Consider the following 17018-nt stretch of genomic DNA (forward strand, 5'->3'; position numbering starts at 1 on the left):
GGTGGCCTACATAGAAAACAAGGTTCCCCATGCTAGGGTGGTTCGTTTGGCTAATGCGTATTCGGCTTTTTTTCCAATATGATCCAAAAGCTCAACCAGCTCAATAAGTCGCGGCTCACAGACCTGAACTCCGACGCCAATTTGGGCATGATGCGATCTATCTGCTCGGCGCCGAGCTGGTCGATCGGCGCCAACTGCGTAATCTCCAGACCCGCTTTGCCCGCGGCTTCGACGTATTTGTTTGCGCGCCAACGGTTCGGAAAGCCTTTGTGGGAGTACATCAATCGGTACAGCGGCCGCGGCCAAGTTAAAAAGTCGAACGCTTGGTAACGGTCCAAGCCGTGGCTTTTCAGATCGACCTTGTGAATCGATTTTCCGTCCGGTTTTAACGCTGCGTCGATATCGGCAAACGTGGCATCGATATCGTCGACATGTTCCAGCACCGCCCGGGAAATAATTAAGTCGTAAGCCAGGCTTTCGCCGGACAATCCGTTTGGGGTGACCGCGTAGTTGACGGTGCCGGCGCTGAATCCGCTTTCCGGATCTCCGCTGCTGTTGAAGGCAGCCATCGCCCTGGATTTCTCGTCGCCGGTCAAGCCTTCGCAGAGGGCTTTATAGATCGCGGCGTTTTTGGCATTGATTTTATTCAGCGGAAATCGGTCGACGCAGCGAACCTGTGCCGCGCCGTAGGCGTATAACAGCAATGCGACCCCGAGCACGTCGCCAGGCCCGTATTCCAAAATAGTCTTGCCGGCCAGAAACGTTTTGAATTCCGCCGGTTCCAGACCCAATTGCCGGCGGTAATCTTCCACGCACTCGAAAAAATAGCCGGCAACGTCTGCAGAGCTGCCTTCATCGCCGCCGCGCCCGGTTTGGCCGGTAAGGCGGACATAAAGGCCAGGCGAGAATCGGGCGATTTGATTGGTGGCAACAGCCTTCGAAAAAAGGAGGATGTCTTTGCAAATGTTCTCGGTGTACAAAAGCGGCTCCTTTTCAGCGTTATTTATGATGTTGCCGGCCCGGGATCAGGGAGCCCAATACAACTCGACCGGCGCCTGCTCCTGATTCAACAGGGCCCGGATCGGCATGTCTTCGACCGGACCGGGCTGTTGGGCTTTACCGAATACGGCCAGTTTGTCCTCGCCGGTGAACAGGATCACGATGCGCTCCGATTTCAGCAGGCCTTTGCGGGTCAAGCTCAGGCGTTCGGTATTGGCGCCGGTGACCTCGCTCTGCACCGCATTGATCGCCGCGGTCAGTTGGGTGTTGTTTTCGCTCAGAGCCTCGGTCAGACCGGAGGCGTGCGGAAACAACGACGCGGTGTGGCCGTCGATGCCCATACCGACGATGCTCAATGTAAACGGTTGCGGTAAGGCCTGGTAACGGCCTTCGGTTTCGGCCTGGCCGGCAGCGGCGGTCGCGGCGGCGGTTTTCATGCCGACGAACTCGACGTTTCTGGCGTTGTTGATCAACAGGCTGCGGCGGATCAGGGCTTCGTTGCTGGCACTGTGCTCAGCGTCCACCCAGCGTTCGTCGACCAGCGCGACCTTGATTTTTTTCCAGTTCAGATCGGATTTGGAAAGTGCTTCATACAGAGGCGCCGGTGTGGTGCCGCCGGAAACCAGTAGCACGGCATGGCCGTGCTTGCTGATCGCTTCCGACAACACGTCGTGGCATTCCGCTACCAATGCGGTGAACAAGTGGTTTCGCTGTTCGAAAAAAAATTCTCTAACCATAATCGTTGTACTCGTGATGGATTTAGATGGTTACTCTTCCCACGCGCGGCCGTCGCGGGCCAAAAGCGCTACCGAGGCGATCGGGCCCCAGCTGCCGGCCGGATAGGATTTGGGCGCGCTGTGGCTGTGTGCCCAGGCGTCCTGGATCGAATCGACCCAAGTCCAGGCCTGTTCGATTTCCTCGCGGCTCAAAAACAGCGTCGGATTGCCGCGCAGGGCTTCCAGGATCAGTTTTTCGTAGCCGCCGAAGATGCTGTTTTTCTTGAAGGTTTCCGAGAAACTCAAGTCGAGCTTGGTTTGCTGCAGTTTGATGTTGCCGTCGATGCCGGGCACTTTGTTCAGCATCACCACCTCGACGCCCTCGTTGGGTTGCAGGTGGATCACCAGTTTGTTGGCGGGCAGGTCGCGGAAACTGTCTTTAAAGATGTTGTGCGGCAACTGTTTGAAATTGACCACGATCTCGGTGCGCTTGTTCGGCATGCGTTTGCCGGTGCGCATATAAAACGGCACGCCGGCCCAACGCCAGTTGTCGATGTCGACCCGGATCGCGACAAAACTTTCGGTGGTGCTTTCCTTATTGGCGCCTTCCTCTTCCAGATAGCCCGGCACAGCCTGGCCTTTGATGAAGCCGGCGGTGTACTGGCCGCGCACGGTTTTCTCTTCGACGTTGCGCGCCGTGATCGGCCGCAGCGCTTTCAGAACCTTGATTTTCTCCATGTGGATGCTTTCCGCTTCCAGGTCGGCCGGCGGTTCCATTGCGACGAAGGTCAGAATTTGCAAAAGGTGGTTTTGCAACATGTCGCGTAACTGGCCGGTCTTGTCGAAATAGTCCCAGCGGCCTTCGATGCCGATGTCTTCGCCAACCGTGATCTGGATGTGGTCTATCGTATTGTGGTTCCAGTTGGTGGTGAAAATCGAATTGGCGAAGCGCAAGGCCAACAGGTTCAACACGGTTTCCTTGCCCAGGTAATGGTCGATCCGGTAGACCTGGTCTTCGTGAAAGGCATCGGCGACGGCGTCGTTGATTTCTTTCGACGACTTCAAATCGTGGCCGATCGGTTTTTCCATCACCATCCGCGATTCCGGTGTCAACACGCCGCAGCTTTGCAGGCCCTGGCAAATGCTTTTGAACAAAAACGGCGCGACGGCGAAATAATTCACCATGACCCGTTTATCCGGCTCCACAGCGGCATTCAGCTCCAGGTATTGCTCAGGCTGAGTCAGGTCTATTTTCAAATAAGACAGGCGCTTGGAAAAACGTTGCCAGATTTCTTCGTTGATGGTGTTGTTCAAAAACGCCTCGAGACTGGCGCGGGCGATTTTGACGAAACCTTCGCTGGTCTCGTCGAGCCGGTCGACGCCGACGATGCGGGTGTCGGGTTCGAGTAATTCGGACTTTTCCAAGCGATATAACGAAATCAACAGTTTGCGCTTGGACAAATCACCCAGCGCGCCGTAAATCACCAAGTCGCAGGGTTTGTAAGTGTGGTTTTTCATTCAATGGTACCCAAATACGCTGAAATCCGTTCGGTGCCGGCGGCGGTTCCGGACGGTGGCAAAATCCGGCGGGCCGAAATTAGCCGAAAATGCCGCCATTATACCGTTCCAAGAGCTTTTCGAACAAGAAAAAAGCCTGGAGGCCTTGATTTTACTGGGTTGTGCAGGAGGAATGGCTCAGCCGAAGCTTTCCGTGGTGTAGCGGAAAAATCGTAGGCTGTCCGACCAATAAGCGGCCGGCAGGCCGGCTTTTTGTTTCAGGTGGTTCAGGAAACGGGCCGGTTCGGGCAGGTCGTCCCAAACCGCGGGTAGAAATGTCGCCCGCCGGCCGCCTTCTTCCAGAATCAAGCCATCCACGCCGGGGCGAAGCTGCTGCAGCAAGTCGGCTTCCGACTTGACCGGCAGCGGTTCCGCCGGCGTCAGCACCGAGATATGCAGATCGAGTCCGGCCAGCTCGCTGTCCCGCAGCGGCGGGAAGCGCGGATCGCGGAAGGCGGCGGCGAAGGCGTTTTCGGCCACGTCTTCGGCCAAAGGCCGCCGCGCTTCGAGCATGCCGATACAACCCCGCAACTGGCCGGCGCGTTCGAGCGTGACGAAGGTGGCGCGGCGGGCGGATAATTCGCCGGCATACTGCGCCGGATCGACGCTTGACGGCCGGCCGGTTTCCAGGCCATGGCTTATCGAATGCCGGGCCAGCGCCAACAGGCGTTGGCGTTGGTCGTCAGTCAACGACATAGGCACCGTAGCCCACCACTTGCTGCTTGTCGCCGGCGGTGTCTCCGGAGTTGCGCAGGTCTATGGTTTTGATCGACAGGCCTTTTTCTTCGAGTAATTTTAATAGGCCGTTCACCGCCACCTTGCCGCAGGCGTCCTCGCCGCCGATGTCCTGGTAGCGCAATTGTTCGATCAGTTGGCTGGTATTGCGGTCCATGCGTTGCGCGGTGGCGTAAGGGTGGTAGTGGCTCAGGTCGGAGCTGACCACCAGCAAGGTTTCCGGGCCGTCCCACAGCAGATCCAGCACTTGGCTGACTTGGTCCGGGCTGGCGTCTCCGGCCACGATCGGCACCAGGCTGAAGTCCCGCAAGACTTCCTGCAGAAACGGCACATGGACTTCCAGGCTGTGTTCCAGGGTATGAGCTTGCTCGATATATTCGACAAACGGTAGTTGCAATAAAGTTTCCACCGCGGCCCGGTCGACCAGGACGTCGCCGAGCGGCGTGGTGTAGGCGTGGGTTCTGCTGACCGCCAGACCGCGGAACGCCACCCGGTGCGAAGGTCCGATCAATACCACGCGTTTGATCGAGCCGGCTGCCGGCTTCAAGCGTACATAAGCGCTGGCCGCGATCGGCCCCGAATAGAGGTAGCCGGCGTGCGGGGCAATAATGGCTTTGGGAACTTGGTCCGCCGGTTCGGCCTGCTGCAGAAAGCCGACGATTTCGGCGTGGAGTTGTTGGGGTTGCGCCGGGTAGAAGCGGCCGGCGACCGCTGGTTTTCTGTTCATGCGCTGATCCTTATTAGAGTTGTAATCGATCAGTAAGCCTGGGCCGGCTGCGGCTGTCGAAATAACTACAGTTCGCGCCTGCTCCGGCGTTATTCTACTGCTAACTGCATCGGTAACGACCGGATTTTTTCGGCGAGGTTCAAGGAGCAACACCATGGCTACATTACTCAGTTCCGACACTGCTGCCACCCGCTATTGGCACGTCCTGGCCGACGGCAAAGTGCAATGCGATTTGTGCCCGCGCTTTTGCAAACTTCACGCAGGCCAGCGTGGCTTGTGTTTTGTCCGGCAGAATCTGGGACAGCAAATCGTCATGACCAGCTACGGCCGTTCCAGCGGCTTTGCGGTCGACCCGATCGAAAAGAAACCGCTGAACCATTTTTTGCCCGGTACGCCTATCCTGTCGTTCGGCACCGCCGGTTGCAATCTGGCCTGCAAGTTTTGCCAGAACTGGGATATCAGCAAATCGCGGGAAATGGATACTTTGATGAGTCGCGCCAGCCCGGAAGCGATCGCCAAGGCGGCATTGGAGCAGGGCTGCAGCAGCGTGGCTTATACCTACAACGATCCGGTGGTGTTTCACGAGTATGCTATCGATACTGCCCAGGCCTGCCGCGAACTCGGGTTGAAGTCGGTGGCGGTGACCGCCGGTTACGTTTGCGCCGAACCGCGCGCCGAGTTTTACCGTTACATGGATGCGGCGAACGTCGATTTGAAAGCGTTTTCCGAGGATTTTTACCACAAAATCACCGGCGGCCATTTGCAGCCGGTGTTGGAAACGTTGGTATATCTGAAGCAGGAAACTCAGGTTTGGTTTGAGCTGACCACCTTGCTGATTCCGGGCGAAAACGATTCCGAAGCCGAATTGCAGGCGATGACGCAGTGGGTGGTCGAAAATTTGGGGCCGGAGGTGCCGATGCATTTCACCGCCTTCCATCCGGACTGGAAAATGACGGATAAACCGCATACGCCGGCCGCGTCGCTACTGATGGCGCGCAAAATTGCGCTGGAAAACGGTGTGCTTTACGCCTACGTCGGCAATGTGCACGACAAGGCAGCGGAGAGTACTTACTGCCACCACTGTGGCGAACTATTGATCGGCAGAGACTGGTACGTGTTATCGGACTGGAACCTGGATGCTGCAGGCAATTGCCGCTTTTGCGGTACGCGTTGCGCCGGCCTGTTTCAAGCCCAACCCGGCGCTTGGGGAGCAAAGCGGCGGGCGGTAAGTTTTTGAAAATTCGGACTATGCTTGATTTTGCGAAGAGGTTCTCAATATTTTGCGGATTGTGAAAAATTAAATATGATGTGGCTTTAACGGAAGCGACCTACTTTAGCCGTGGTTTGCCGATATTTGCGACGGTTCGCCCCGTCGTCTGCACCAATAGATACCGAGTTGTTTTAACAGTCCGGGAGCACGAATGAAAAAAAAGCGCAATCTCGACCGCGACGGGTTGGACGGTATACTGCCTGATTTAAGGAAGGGCGTGGCCGCACCAGCCTCTGCCTCGTCGCGAGAGGCGACAGCGGCCAAACCGCACCGGGCGAAGGTGATACCGCTGTTTACTGCACTGGGCGCGTTGGTGGCGGCGGCGTTGTGGTTGGATCGCTATGTGCCGAGCCCGCCTGTGGCAGGAACCGATTCTTTGGCTTCGGCGGCAGGCGGCGGAGCCGGAACCGACTCGAAACAATCAGCGATTTTGGCCCCATCGCCAGCGATAGCCGATGGCGGGAAAGCGGAGCCAGTTGCTGCCGCCAGTCCGAATCAAGCCGAGCAGACGATTGACGCCCATCCCCCTGCGGAGGACATTTTGGCGCAATTGCCGACCGAACCCACTGCAGCCGGTATTCCCAAAACAACCGCGGGAAGCGGGACGGATGTCAATGCGCCGGCCGGCCCACGTTTTACCGTTTATTTTAAATTCGACTCCAGCCAGCTGACGTCGCAATCGAGTGCCGCTGTGGGCGAATTGCTGGCGGCGGCGCAAAGCTGTTCCGGGAAAGTCCGCTTGCTCGGACATACTTGCAATTTAGGCACCGACGCCGGCAACCGCTGGCTCGGGCAGATCAGGGCGAATACCGTCAAAAAGATGCTGGTTGCCCGCGGTGTTCCACCGCAAAACATCGTTACCGCCTCGGATGGCATGGCGCAGCCGGCGGCGCCCAACGACACCAAAGCCGGCCAGGCGTTGAACCGCAGGGTGGAACTGCATTGCCTGGACCAATAACCGAACGAGGAGAGTAGAGGCCATGTTACAAAATACTAAATCAGATTATCAGATCGCCCAGCAGCAAATTCTCGACGGCATTATTTCCGGCCAGTTCGAAATCGAAAACCGCAACGATTTGGGGCCGTTGATCCCGATTCGCCTGTTTCAAGCCTTGCGGATGGTGGCGCTGGGGTCGAATGTCGAGGACATCCTGGGCCAGGGCGCGCCTTCTTTGGTTTACCACTCAGGCCAGAGCTTGGGCTTAGCTATGGGCCAGATCGCCGTGGCCAACATCGATAAAGACCTGGAGACTTACGTCGGCAAGATCAAAATGCTGTGTCGGCAATTGAGCATCGGCCTGGTGGTGCCGGATAAAGTCGATTTGTCGGCCGGGGTGCTGGAGTTGCGCGTCGACGAGTGCGTGTCCTGCGCCGGCATTCACAACGTCTCGGCGCCGATCTGCCATTTCGAGGCCGGGATGGTGGGCGGTATCGTCAAGACTTTTTTCAAGCGCAACGTCAAGGCAACCGAGACCAAGTGCAACGCGTTGGGCGACAAGACCTGTCTGATCCGCGTCGATTTGCTGTAGGCAGGCCTATATAAAACGATAATCAGGAGTACGGCATGAGTAGTAACGTCCAATTTCTCGATCCGCGGAAATCTCAAAACAACGAGATCGATTCGATTTTGCGCAACCTGATGAGTATCCAGGGAGTATCGGCAGCGGCGATTGTCGATAGCGACGGTTTTGTCACCCATATTCATCGCGATTTCGAAATCAACACCGACGCCATCGGCGCTTCGGTGCAGGTGGTGTTCGGTGCGGCCGCCAAAGCGGCGCAGCATGTCGGCCACCATTCCACCAACATGGTGATTTGCGAAAATTCCGAGGGCTATATTTTGTCGACGCCGATCGAGGCCGGTTTCATGCTGGCTTTGGTGACGCAACGCGAGGCGCTGCTGGGCCGGGTGCGCTTTGAGTTGAAAGAAACCATTCCGGTGTTGAAACGGCTGTTCAGCAGTTATCTGGCTAATTAAGACGCATTGAAGTGACAGATATGCATTGGTTTGAATCCCAGTTGGCCGAATTGGATCGGCTCGCTGCAGATTATCTCGCCGCGCAACGCCAATCGGGCGGCGATATCGTCAACGTCAGCGAATCGGCCAGGACCAAGCGCGCGGCTTTTATCGATGCTGTACAGGCGCTGGTGGATAAGGTAGTCAAAATCAAAGGGATAGCCGCTTGCGCGGCTTACCACGACGGCCTGATTCTGGCGCAATCGGCCGAGGTGCCGCATATCGACGCTTTCGGCGCGGTGATTCAGGAAACCATTCGTGCCGCTCAGCACGGTCAGGTCTCGTTGAGTCTTGGAGCTATCGAACAGATCGTTATCGTCGGCGTCGACCATAAACTGGCCATGCTCAGCGTCGGCCCTATCATTTTGTGCATTTACAGCCCGAAACAGGTCAATCTGGCTTCGGTGTTGAGCCGGCAGGCTTAAGTTATTGCTTTCGCCGCCGCCGGTGCGGCGTCACAGCTCGGCGAGGTTGTCGGCAGGAGCGTTATTGTGCGCCAAGTCGCTAATCGGCGAGTTTTGTAGCGCTTCCAACTCGCTTAATTTCTTCCAGCGGTTAATAATCAGGCAAAACAATTGCGCGGTCTGCTCGGCATCGTACAACGCCGAATGGGCACGGGAGTTATCCCAGTCCAGTCCGGCCGCTTGCGCAATTTTGGCCAGTACGGTCTGGCCGTAGACCAGGCCGCCCAGGGTAGCGGTATCGAAGCTGCTGAAGGGGTGAAACGGGCTGCGCTTATGGTTGGTGCGGTCGATTGCGGCGTTCAGGAAATTGATATCGAATGCCGGGTTGTGGCCGACTAAGATCGCCCGTTTGCAATGGTTGCGTTTAACGGCGGCCTTGATTGGCGTAAACAACTTGTTCAATGCCTCTTTTTCTTCGATTGCCATGCGAAACGGGTGGTAGGGATCGATGCCGTTGAACTTCAAGGCGGCTTCGTCGAGTTCGGAGTTTTTGAACGGGATGATATTGCAATGGTGTTTTTCGGTAACCCGCAGCAGGCCGTCCGCATCGGGTTCGACGATTACCGCGGCGATTTCCAGCAACGGGTTTTTTTTGGCATTGAAACCGGCGGTTTCGATATCGACAATGACTGGCAAATAGCCTCTGAAACGATCGCCTAACGGGTTGAAAGTGCTTTGCATCGAGCTGCGGGTTGGTAAAAAAAATGGGTTGTATGCTATGTTACGTGAGTTTTGGATAGGTATAAACAATATTCAATTTGATGAGGTTTGTTATGCAAAATAGAAATACCACTTGGCTGGTCGCAGGGTTGTTGGCTTTGGCCAATGGTTGTGCGACGGTACACACCGTCGATCCTAAGGATCCCTGGCAGAGTTGGAACCGAAGCGTACAGTCGTTCAACGACGGCGTCGACGACTACGTGATGAAGCCGGTGGCCAAAGGCTACCGCTGGGTGACGCCGGATGTCGTCGACCAGGGCGTGACCAATTTTTTCAGTAACATCGACGATATCGGCGTTTGTGCCAACGACGCGCTGCAAGGCAAATTCGCCCAGTCCGGAGCCGACGGTGCCCGGTTTCTGGTCAATACCACGGCCGGTGTGGCCGGTTTGATCGATGTCGGTAGCATGATAGGCTTGGCCAAACACAATGAAGATTTCGACCAAACTCTGGGTTACTGGGGGATTCCGACCGGCCCGTATTTGGTGTTGCCGTTCTTCGGACCCAGCTCGCCGCGCGGCGTATTCGGGTTGGTCGGCGACGCGGCGATGAATCCGTTTACTTATGCCGGCATCTACTTGAACCCGGGTTGGGTAGGCGCCGCCGCCTCGATCGGGCCGGGTGCGTTGAAAGTGATCGATGCCCGTGCCGATTTGTTGGGTCTGGAAAAAGTCGCGACCGAAGCGGCGTTGGATCGGTACGAATTTTTCAAGAACGCCTATCTGTCCAGACGCAACTACCTGATCCACGACGGCAACGTGCCGGAAGACGACGTGCTGAAATTCGACGAAATGAAAGACCAGGGTTACGGGCCGTGGGATCCTAACCCGTATTAAGTTTTTTCCGATACTAAACCAAGGCCGCTGGGCATAAGCCTCGCGGCCTTTTTTATTCGGCGAGGCTGGTGTTGACGAAGTCTGCCGTCACCGACTCCAGCCGGGCCGGCACAATCAGGTTTTCCAAGGATCGCCCGGCCGGGACGTCGCAGGCCACCCGCAAATAATTCGGGGTATAGCCGAAATAGCGCAGATCGCCGTTTGCCAACGTTTCGGTCTGGCCTTCCCACAGCACCGGCACCACGCATCCGATGTTGCTTTCGGTAAATGCCTGTTTCATCGTTTCGGCCAGCGCGTGCAATTCCCGGCTGCGTTGCCGTTTCAGGTCCGGCGAGATTTGATCGGGTAGCCCGGTGGCTTTGGTGCCCTCGCGCGGCGAATAGCTGAAGATGTGGATATGGCCGAAGCCGACGCGCTGGATGTATTCGACGCTTTCCCGCCATTCTTGCTCGGTTTCGCCGGGGAAGCCGACGATGATGTCGGTGGTGACGTTGAAATGCGGAATCGTGCTGCGGGCTTGGTTCACCAATTCGGCGAACTCGGCGGTTTTGCAGCGCCGCGCCATGCGCCGCAACACGCTGTCGCTGCCGCTCTGTAACGGTAGATGCAGATGCGGCATCAGCCGCGGGTTTTTGAATAGCTCGAAGAAACCGTCCGGCAACTCCCAAGGTTCCAAAGAGCCCATGCGCAGACGCGGAATCTCGGTCCGCGCCAAAATGGCTTGCACCAGTTCGGCCAGATTGCTGCCGATATCGCTGCCGTACCCGCCCAGGTGCACGCCGGTAATGATGGCTTCGTTGATGCCTTGCCCATGCAGCGTGTTGATTTCGGCGACGACCTCGTCGACGCTGCGGCTGCGTTCCTCGCCACGGGCGACGGTGACGATGCAAAACGTGCAGCGGTAACGGCAACCGTCTTGAACTTTGACGAAGGCGCGTTGGCGACCGCGGCTAAACAACGACACCTCACCGGGTTCGGTCGACATTGCCGGCATGCTGTCCATGTTCAGTTCGCTCAGCGTGCGCTCGACCAACTGGTTTTTGTCGTTATTGCCGACAATCAGATCGACGCCCATCAATTGTGCCGCTTCGCTTTCGTTCAAGGTGGCATAACACCCGCTGACTACCAGTTTGGCTTGCGGATTGTCGCGGTGCACGCGCCGAATCAATTGTTTGGATTTTTTCACTGCATCCTGCGTCACCGCGCAGGAGTTGATCACGACCAATTGCGCGTCGTTGACGTTGCGGGTGATGGCATGGCCTTTGGCTTGAAAGGCCTGGGCCCAGGTTTCCAGTTCCGCCTCGTTCAGACGGCAACCGAGGGTTTTTAAATGTATCTGCATTTGTGCTTCGTTTCCAAATTTTGCGGCGAATCGAGCCGCCGGTTCGGCGATTAGCCAAAAAACCAATAAGTCACCAAAATCGCGGCAACGATGCCGCCGATGTCGGCAATGATGCCGCAGGCCGCGGCATGGCGGATGCGTTTGATGTTAACCGCGCCGAAATACACCGCCAGCACGTAGAACGTGGTTTCGGTGCTGCCTTGCACCACCGAAGCCAGTCGGCCGGCAAACGAATCGGCGCCGTGGGCCTGCATTGTATCTATCATCATCGCCCGCGCGCCGCTGCCGCTGAACGGCTTCATCAATGCAGTCGGCAGACCGTCGATAAAGCGGTTGTCGATACCGCAATAATCCACAAGCCAGCGCACGCCGTCGGTGATAAAACTCAACGCGCCGCTGGCCCGGAATACACCGAACGCCACCAGCATCGCCACCAAATACGGAATGATGCCGATCGCGGTTTGAAAGCCTTGCTTGGCGCCGTCAATGAACAATTCGTAGGCGTTGAGGCCTTTGCTTACGGCGGCGGCGATGAACGCGACCACCAACCCGAGCAAAATAACGTGGCTGACCAGCGACGATTGCGCCAGCATCTGCGCTTGGCCCAAGCCGGAGAAATAGTTCAATATTCCGGCCAGCAATGCGCTGATGCCGCCCAAATAGGCCAGTACCACTTTGTCTAACAGGTTGATTTTTTGCACCCAGGCCACCGCTAGTAAGCCGGTTAAGGTCGACACATAGGTTGCGATCAAAATCGGCAGGAACACGTCGGTCGGATTGGCGGCGCCGAGCTGGGCCCGGTAGGCGAAAATCGTCACCGGAAACAGCGTCACCGACGAAGTGTTGAGCACCAAAAACAGAATTTGTGCGTCGCTGGCTTGCTCCGGCCGCGGGTTCAGCGTTTGCATTTCCTGCATGGCTTTGATGCCCATCGGTGTAGCGGCGTTGTCCAGGCCCAACATATTGGCGGCGATGTTCATCGTGATCGCTCCCAGCGCCGGGTGGCCCTGCGGAATTTCCGGCATCAACCGGCTAAACAGCGGGTTCAGCGCGCGGGTCAGTAATTCGATGAAACCGCTGTGTTCGCCGATTTTCATGATGCCCATCCACAACGCCAAGATGCCGCCCAGACCCAACGAAATTTCGAACGCGGCTTTCGCCAGACTGAACATCGCCGCGACCATTTCCGAAAATAATCGAGTGTCGCCCAGCAGCAAGAGCTTGAAACTGGCGACGGCGAACGCCGACAGGAAGAAAAAGACCCAGATCAGGTTGAGCACAAGGAAAGGCGATTTGGATTGGCAACGGCAAAATTAGCGCTATTTTAGCAATTTAGCTTCGTCGGCGGCGCGGAAAATAGTAATTCGTGCAAGCGCTCTGGCGCTGCGGGTCAGCCCACGTAACGAAACGGCAAATAGTGTGGATGCCATTGGTTGGCAGCAATAAAGTCGGCCAAATTTGCCGGATCCAGATCGGTTCGGCTAGCCGAGCCGTCGGCGATGGCTTTGGCTAGCACCCGTTCCGCGACGTAGCTGCTGATTTTCTGCAAATCGGCAATAGGCGGGTAGATCGCGCCGGCGTCGGGTTCGAATTCGGCGATGTAGTCGGCCAGGGCATAAGCCGATTCCAGCACCATCGCGTCGCTGATACGGCGACACTCGCCGAGCATAGCCGCCAAGCCCAGGCCGGGAAAGATGAAGGCGTTGTTACCTTGGCCGATTTTATGGCGGGTGCCGCGGTATTCGATATCGGCGAACGGACTGCCGGTGGCGACGATGGCGCGGCCCTCGCTCCAGGCGATGATGTCCGCCGGCGTCGCCTCGCAATTGGCGGTTGGATTGGACAGCGGCATCACGATCGGGTTGAGGCAGTTGCCGGCCATGGTACGGATCAGCTCTTCGCCGAACAAGCCGGCGGCGCCGGTTAGTCCGATCAAGACGCTAGGTTTGGCGTGGCTGACTACTTCGAATAACGAGGGCTGGCTATGCTCAGGAATACCCCAGGCTTGGCCGATTGTTGCCGGTTGGGCGATGCCGTGTTTGTAGTGCTCCAGCTCCCGGTCTGCGACGACCAGGCCGGATATATCGACCACGTACAGGCGTTGCCGGGCTTGGGCCTCGCTCAATCCGGCATCCATCAGGCCGGCCTTGATCACGCTGGCGACGCCAATGCCGGCGGCGCCGGCTCCGGCAATGACAATGGTCTGTTCGGTCAGCGTTTGGCCAAGCCGGCGGCAGGCGGCCAATATTCCGGCCAGCGCCATTGCGCCGGTACCCTGGATGTCGTCGTTGAAGCAGGGCACTTTGTCCCGGTAGCGGGCCAGCACGTCGAAGGCTACGTCCTTGGTAAAGTCCTCCCACTGAATGATGGCTTTGGGCCAGATCCGATGAGCGGCGGCGACGAATTTATCCACCATCGCAAAATAGGCCTCCCGGCCCAGGCGCTTGGCGCGCACGCCCAAATAGTGCGGGTCGTCCAGCAATTCGTCGCGATTGGTGCCGACGTCGAGATTGATCGGTAAGGTTTGGAACGGGCAGACGCCGCCGCCGACCGTATAGAGTGCCAGTTTGCCGATGCAGATCGACAGGCCGCCCATGCCCTGGTCGCCGATGCCCAGAATCGCGGAAGCGTCGGTGACCACGATCATACGGATGTCGTGCCAGGGGTAGTTTTTTAAAATCGCATCGGCGCGGTCGATGTTGTTCGGTGACAGGGTCAAGCCGCGGGCGGTGCGGTAGAGCGAGCTGAACTTCTGCACCGCGAGGCCAATGGTCGGCGTATAGACGATGGGGACCATCTCTTCCAGATGCCGCTCCAGTATCGCGTAAAACAAGATTTCGGAGCGGTCCTGGATCGCTCGCAGAAATTGGTATTTGGAAATATCGTCGGCCTGCTGCCGGTAACTGAAATACAAGCGCTCGATTTGTTGCTCCAGCGTCGTCACTTGCGGCGGCAATAAGCCGTCCAAACCCAGATCGATGCGCTCCTGCTCGGTGAAAGCGGTGCCTTTATTGCTGGCCGGCAACTTCAGCAGGGTCATGCCGCGGATAGACACCGCCAGGTAAGGCTTGCCGTCCTGGTCTTGGCGGTATTCGAAGTAGTCGCTGAGTCTGGTCATCGGGTGTATGTAGTTATTCCCAAACAGCCGTGCAGTCTATCCGAGCTGGCAGGCGTTTGCTGGTTTGATTATTGGTATCAGCTACAAGCAAATGCGGTGCCAGGGCCAGCGCGATGGCACGACTTGGCCGGCGGATCGGCTTAACTCGGCTGCGATTTCGGTTGGACTTTGGATTTGAGGCGCGATTATGCGGGTATCTGGCCTGTTTTGGAGTTGCCGCTGGCAGAATAATACGGAATGGGGTGCGGTAAAGATTGTTTGGCCCGATTCGCGAGTGATGCAATCTCGATATCGCGACCCGCGACGAGGAATGGTCGCACCAATAACGGACTCAACCGATCCCGGCGCACTGAAATAGTTCGGTGGTGCCGGTGCTCCTTGGCGAAGCGGCCGGCCGCTTCGCCCAGGAGCAGGGCTATCAGATTTTCTTCGCCAACGCGGTGGCGTAGCCGGTGTAGCTGTGCGGGGTCAAGGCCAACAGTTCGGCTTTGGCGTCGGTCGGAATCTCCAGTTTTTCGACGAAAGCGCGCATGCCGTCGCCCGTGACGCGCTGGCCGCGGGTCAGTTCCTTCAATTTTTCGTAAGGCTTTTCGATACCGTAACGGCGCATCACGGTCTGGATCGGTTCGGCCAACACTTCCCAGTTCATATCCAAATCTTGATCCAGCGCCGCCGGATTCAGTTCCAGCTTGGATATGCCTTTCAAGGTCGATTGGATGGCGATGCTGGTGTGGGCGATGCCGACGCCGATGTTGCGCAGCACGGTCGAATCGGTCAGGTCGCGCTGCCAGCGTGACACCGGTAGTTTGTCGGCCAGAAAGCCGAAAATCGCGTTCGCCAAACCCAGGTTGCCTTCCGAATTCTCGAAGTCGATAGGATTGACTTTGTGCGGCATCGTCGACGAGCCGACTTCGCCGGCCACGGTTTTTTGCTTGAAATACCCCAGCGAGATATAGCCCCAGACGTCGCGGTCGAAGTCCAGCAGGATGGTGTTGAAGCGCGACAGGGCGTGGAAAAATTCGGCCATGTAGTCGTGCGGTTCGATCTGGATCGTGTAAGGGTTGAATGTCAGCCCCAGCGACTCGACGAAGTTTTGTGCAAACTGCGGCCAATCCACTTCCGGATAGGCGACGCTGTGGGCGTTGTAATTGCCGACCGCGCCGTTGATTTTGCCGAGCAGTTCGACCTTGGCCAGTTGCTCGCGTTGGCGTTGCATGCGGGCGACGACGTTCGCCATTTCCTTGCCGACCGTGGTGGGCGTGGCCGACTGGCCGTGGGTGCGCGATAGCATCGGTTGCTCGGCACTGGCCAGGGCCAATTGCTTGATCGCTGCTATCGTGGCGTCGATCTCGGCCAGGACCAGACCGCGGCCTTCTTTCAACATCAAGGCATACGACAGGTTGTTGATGTCTTCCGAGGTGCAGGCGAAATGGAAGAACTCGTTGATTGCGTGCAGCTCGGCGTTGCCTTTGACTTTTTCCTTCAAAAAGTACTCGACGGCTTTGACGTCGTGGTTGGTCGTCTTCTCGATGTCCTTGACGGCTTGGGCATCGGCTTGGGAAAAATTGCTGACAATGTTATCCAGCACGCGGTTCGCTTCAGCGGACAAGGCGGGTACTTCGGATATCTTAGCTTCGGCGGCCAGGGCTTGCAGCCAGCGCACTTCGACTTCGACCCGATAACGGATCAAGCCGTATTCGCTGAAAATGGGGCGCAAGGCGTCGACTTTACTGGCGTAGCGGCCGTCGATGGGGGAGATGGCGGTGAGGGTCATGTTATGTGTTTCCTAAAATTTCTAAAACGTAAACGGTTTACTTGCGGCGATTAAATTTGTCCGCCGGGACGTTGGATTGGTTGGGTACTTTCGTCGAAGCAAGTCTTGGCGGTGCCGGGGAAGGCTTCGATCAAGCGGCGGCGCATGTCGGCGTCGTCTTGGAATACCGTCATCCAGACGGACCAGAAGCCTCGTTGTATTGCCATTTCCACAATTCCGGCTCTGCGTTCTTCGTTATCGAAGGCGGCGAGCTGCGATTTTCGCTTTGAGGCATTTTGCCAAGCTTGTTGTCGATGCAGCCAACGTTTGTCTTTACTTGACGGAGTTTGTTGGCCGGCGATCTGGAGATCGGGATGTTTGTTCAGTCCTAATGCCAACCAGGTGGCTTCAATTTTTCGGTTGAGGGGTTCGGCATGAGTCTTATTCGGTAATACTCTGCCTTGTCCATCGTAGTTAAAGGCTAACAAGGTATTGTCGCTGTCGGGCCAAACATAATCGTCAAGGTTTAATTGGCCATGGCCTTTGCCGGAATTGCAATTGCCGCAGGCAAGCAAAAAATTGCTCCATTGAAATTCAGTTTCCGGGTATTCGCTTTTCGGTTTTTTGTGTTCGACATGAATGCCACTGGCGACCCAGCGCTCGCAATACGAACAATATTCTCCTAAGCGTTCGATCAACGGCTGTTGCGCGTCCCCATAAGGTTTTATTTCGCCTAGGTCGTAACCTTTATCAATCGGACGCAT

General features: G+C 57.0%; 17 protein-coding genes. 6 read left to right on the forward strand and 11 right to left on the reverse strand.

Annotated features, from left to right (window positions below; all coding sequences use genetic code 11):
* Window positions 1-50 precede the first annotated feature (50 nt).
* The 5 genes from C2U68_RS15110 to amrB all read right to left on the reverse strand — a co-directional run bounded on the left by C2U68_RS15110 (window position 51) and on the right by amrB (window position 4734).
* Entirely contained in the window at window positions 51-980 is a 930-nt protein-coding gene (locus C2U68_RS15110) for a methyltransferase domain-containing protein (protein ID WP_186289629.1), read from the reverse strand.
* Between the two features lie 45 nt (window positions 981-1025).
* Window positions 1026-1736, reverse strand: a complete 711-nt coding sequence (pgl, locus tag C2U68_RS15115; protein ID WP_140913305.1) for a 6-phosphogluconolactonase — start codon at window positions 1734-1736, stop codon at window positions 1026-1028.
* Between the two features lie 30 nt (window positions 1737-1766).
* Window positions 1767-3233: a glucose-6-phosphate dehydrogenase gene (gene zwf / locus C2U68_RS15120; RefSeq protein ID WP_140913306.1), complete on the reverse strand. Its 1467-nt coding sequence runs from the start codon at window positions 3231-3233 to the stop codon at window positions 1767-1769.
* 177 nt (window positions 3234-3410) lie between these two features.
* Window positions 3411-3968 (reverse strand): AmmeMemoRadiSam system protein A, encoded by a 558-nt coding sequence (amrA, locus tag C2U68_RS15125; RefSeq protein WP_140913307.1) that lies wholly within the window; start codon window positions 3966-3968, stop codon window positions 3411-3413.
* A complete protein-coding gene (gene amrB, locus C2U68_RS15130) occupies window positions 3955-4734 on the reverse strand; it encodes an AmmeMemoRadiSam system protein B (protein WP_140913308.1) in 780 nt (259 codons plus the stop codon). Before amrB ends, amrA begins: the two co-directional genes overlap by 14 nt.
* Before the next feature lie 154 nt (window positions 4735-4888).
* On the opposite strand from amrB, the gene amrS reads away from it, so the two are divergent.
* From amrS to C2U68_RS15155, 5 genes are all read left to right on the forward strand, one after another.
* The gene (amrS, locus tag C2U68_RS15135; RefSeq protein WP_140913309.1) at window positions 4889-5971 is read left to right on the forward strand and encodes an AmmeMemoRadiSam system radical SAM enzyme; all 1083 of its coding nucleotides are present in this window, start codon (window positions 4889-4891) and stop codon (window positions 5969-5971) included.
* Window positions 5972-6155: 184 nt separating this feature from the next.
* A complete protein-coding gene (locus tag C2U68_RS15140; RefSeq protein WP_140913310.1) occupies window positions 6156-6962 on the forward strand; it encodes an OmpA family protein in 807 nt (268 codons plus the stop codon).
* A 22-nt stretch (window positions 6963-6984) separates the two neighbouring features.
* Window positions 6985-7533: a V4R domain-containing protein gene (locus C2U68_RS15145; protein WP_082877652.1), complete on the forward strand. Its 549-nt coding sequence runs from the start codon at window positions 6985-6987 to the stop codon at window positions 7531-7533.
* A gap of 35 nt (window positions 7534-7568) precedes the next feature.
* Complete coding sequence (locus C2U68_RS15150) at window positions 7569-7982, forward strand: roadblock/LC7 domain-containing protein (RefSeq protein ID WP_140913311.1); 414 nt, start codon at window positions 7569-7571, stop codon at window positions 7980-7982.
* 20 nt (window positions 7983-8002) lie between these two features.
* A complete protein-coding gene (locus C2U68_RS15155) occupies window positions 8003-8446 on the forward strand; it encodes a roadblock/LC7 domain-containing protein (RefSeq protein WP_140913312.1) in 444 nt (147 codons plus the stop codon).
* A gap of 30 nt (window positions 8447-8476) precedes the next feature.
* Here C2U68_RS15155 and rnt read toward each other — a convergent pair whose 3' ends face one another.
* Window positions 8477-9166 (reverse strand): ribonuclease T, encoded by a 690-nt coding sequence (gene rnt, locus C2U68_RS15160; protein WP_140913313.1) that lies wholly within the window; start codon window positions 9164-9166, stop codon window positions 8477-8479.
* 92 nt (window positions 9167-9258) lie between these two features.
* Here rnt and C2U68_RS15165 point away from each other — a divergent pair, with 92 nt between their 5' ends.
* Entirely contained in the window at window positions 9259-10041 is a 783-nt protein-coding gene (locus C2U68_RS15165) for a VacJ family lipoprotein (RefSeq protein ID WP_140913314.1), read from the forward strand.
* 52 nt (window positions 10042-10093) lie between these two features.
* Here C2U68_RS15165 and mtaB read toward each other — a convergent pair whose 3' ends face one another.
* From mtaB to C2U68_RS15190, 5 genes are all read right to left on the reverse strand, one after another.
* Entirely contained in the window at window positions 10094-11383 is a 1290-nt protein-coding gene (gene mtaB, locus C2U68_RS15170; RefSeq protein ID WP_140913315.1) for a tRNA (N(6)-L-threonylcarbamoyladenosine(37)-C(2))-methylthiotransferase MtaB, read from the reverse strand.
* A 50-nt stretch (window positions 11384-11433) separates the two neighbouring features.
* On the reverse strand, window positions 11434-12663 hold the full coding sequence (locus tag C2U68_RS15175) for a nucleoside recognition domain-containing protein (protein ID WP_140913316.1): 1230 nt from the start codon (window positions 12661-12663) through the stop codon (window positions 11434-11436).
* 110 nt (window positions 12664-12773) lie between these two features.
* Window positions 12774-14501 carry an NAD-dependent malic enzyme gene (locus tag C2U68_RS15180; RefSeq protein WP_140913317.1) on the reverse strand — a complete coding sequence of 576 codons (1728 nt, stop codon included), beginning with the start codon at window positions 14499-14501 and terminating at the stop codon, window positions 12774-12776.
* Between the two features lie 418 nt (window positions 14502-14919).
* A complete protein-coding gene (gene purB, locus C2U68_RS15185) occupies window positions 14920-16275 on the reverse strand; it encodes an adenylosuccinate lyase (RefSeq protein ID WP_140913318.1) in 1356 nt (451 codons plus the stop codon).
* Window positions 16276-16325: 50 nt separating this feature from the next.
* Entirely contained in the window at window positions 16326-17018 is a 693-nt protein-coding gene (locus C2U68_RS15190) for an HNH endonuclease (protein WP_140913319.1), read from the reverse strand.

Origin of the sequence: Methylomonas koyamae (genome assembly GCF_006483455.1) — a bacterium.
Lineage (GTDB): Bacteria > Pseudomonadota > Gammaproteobacteria > Methylococcales > Methylomonadaceae > Methylomonas > Methylomonas koyamae_B.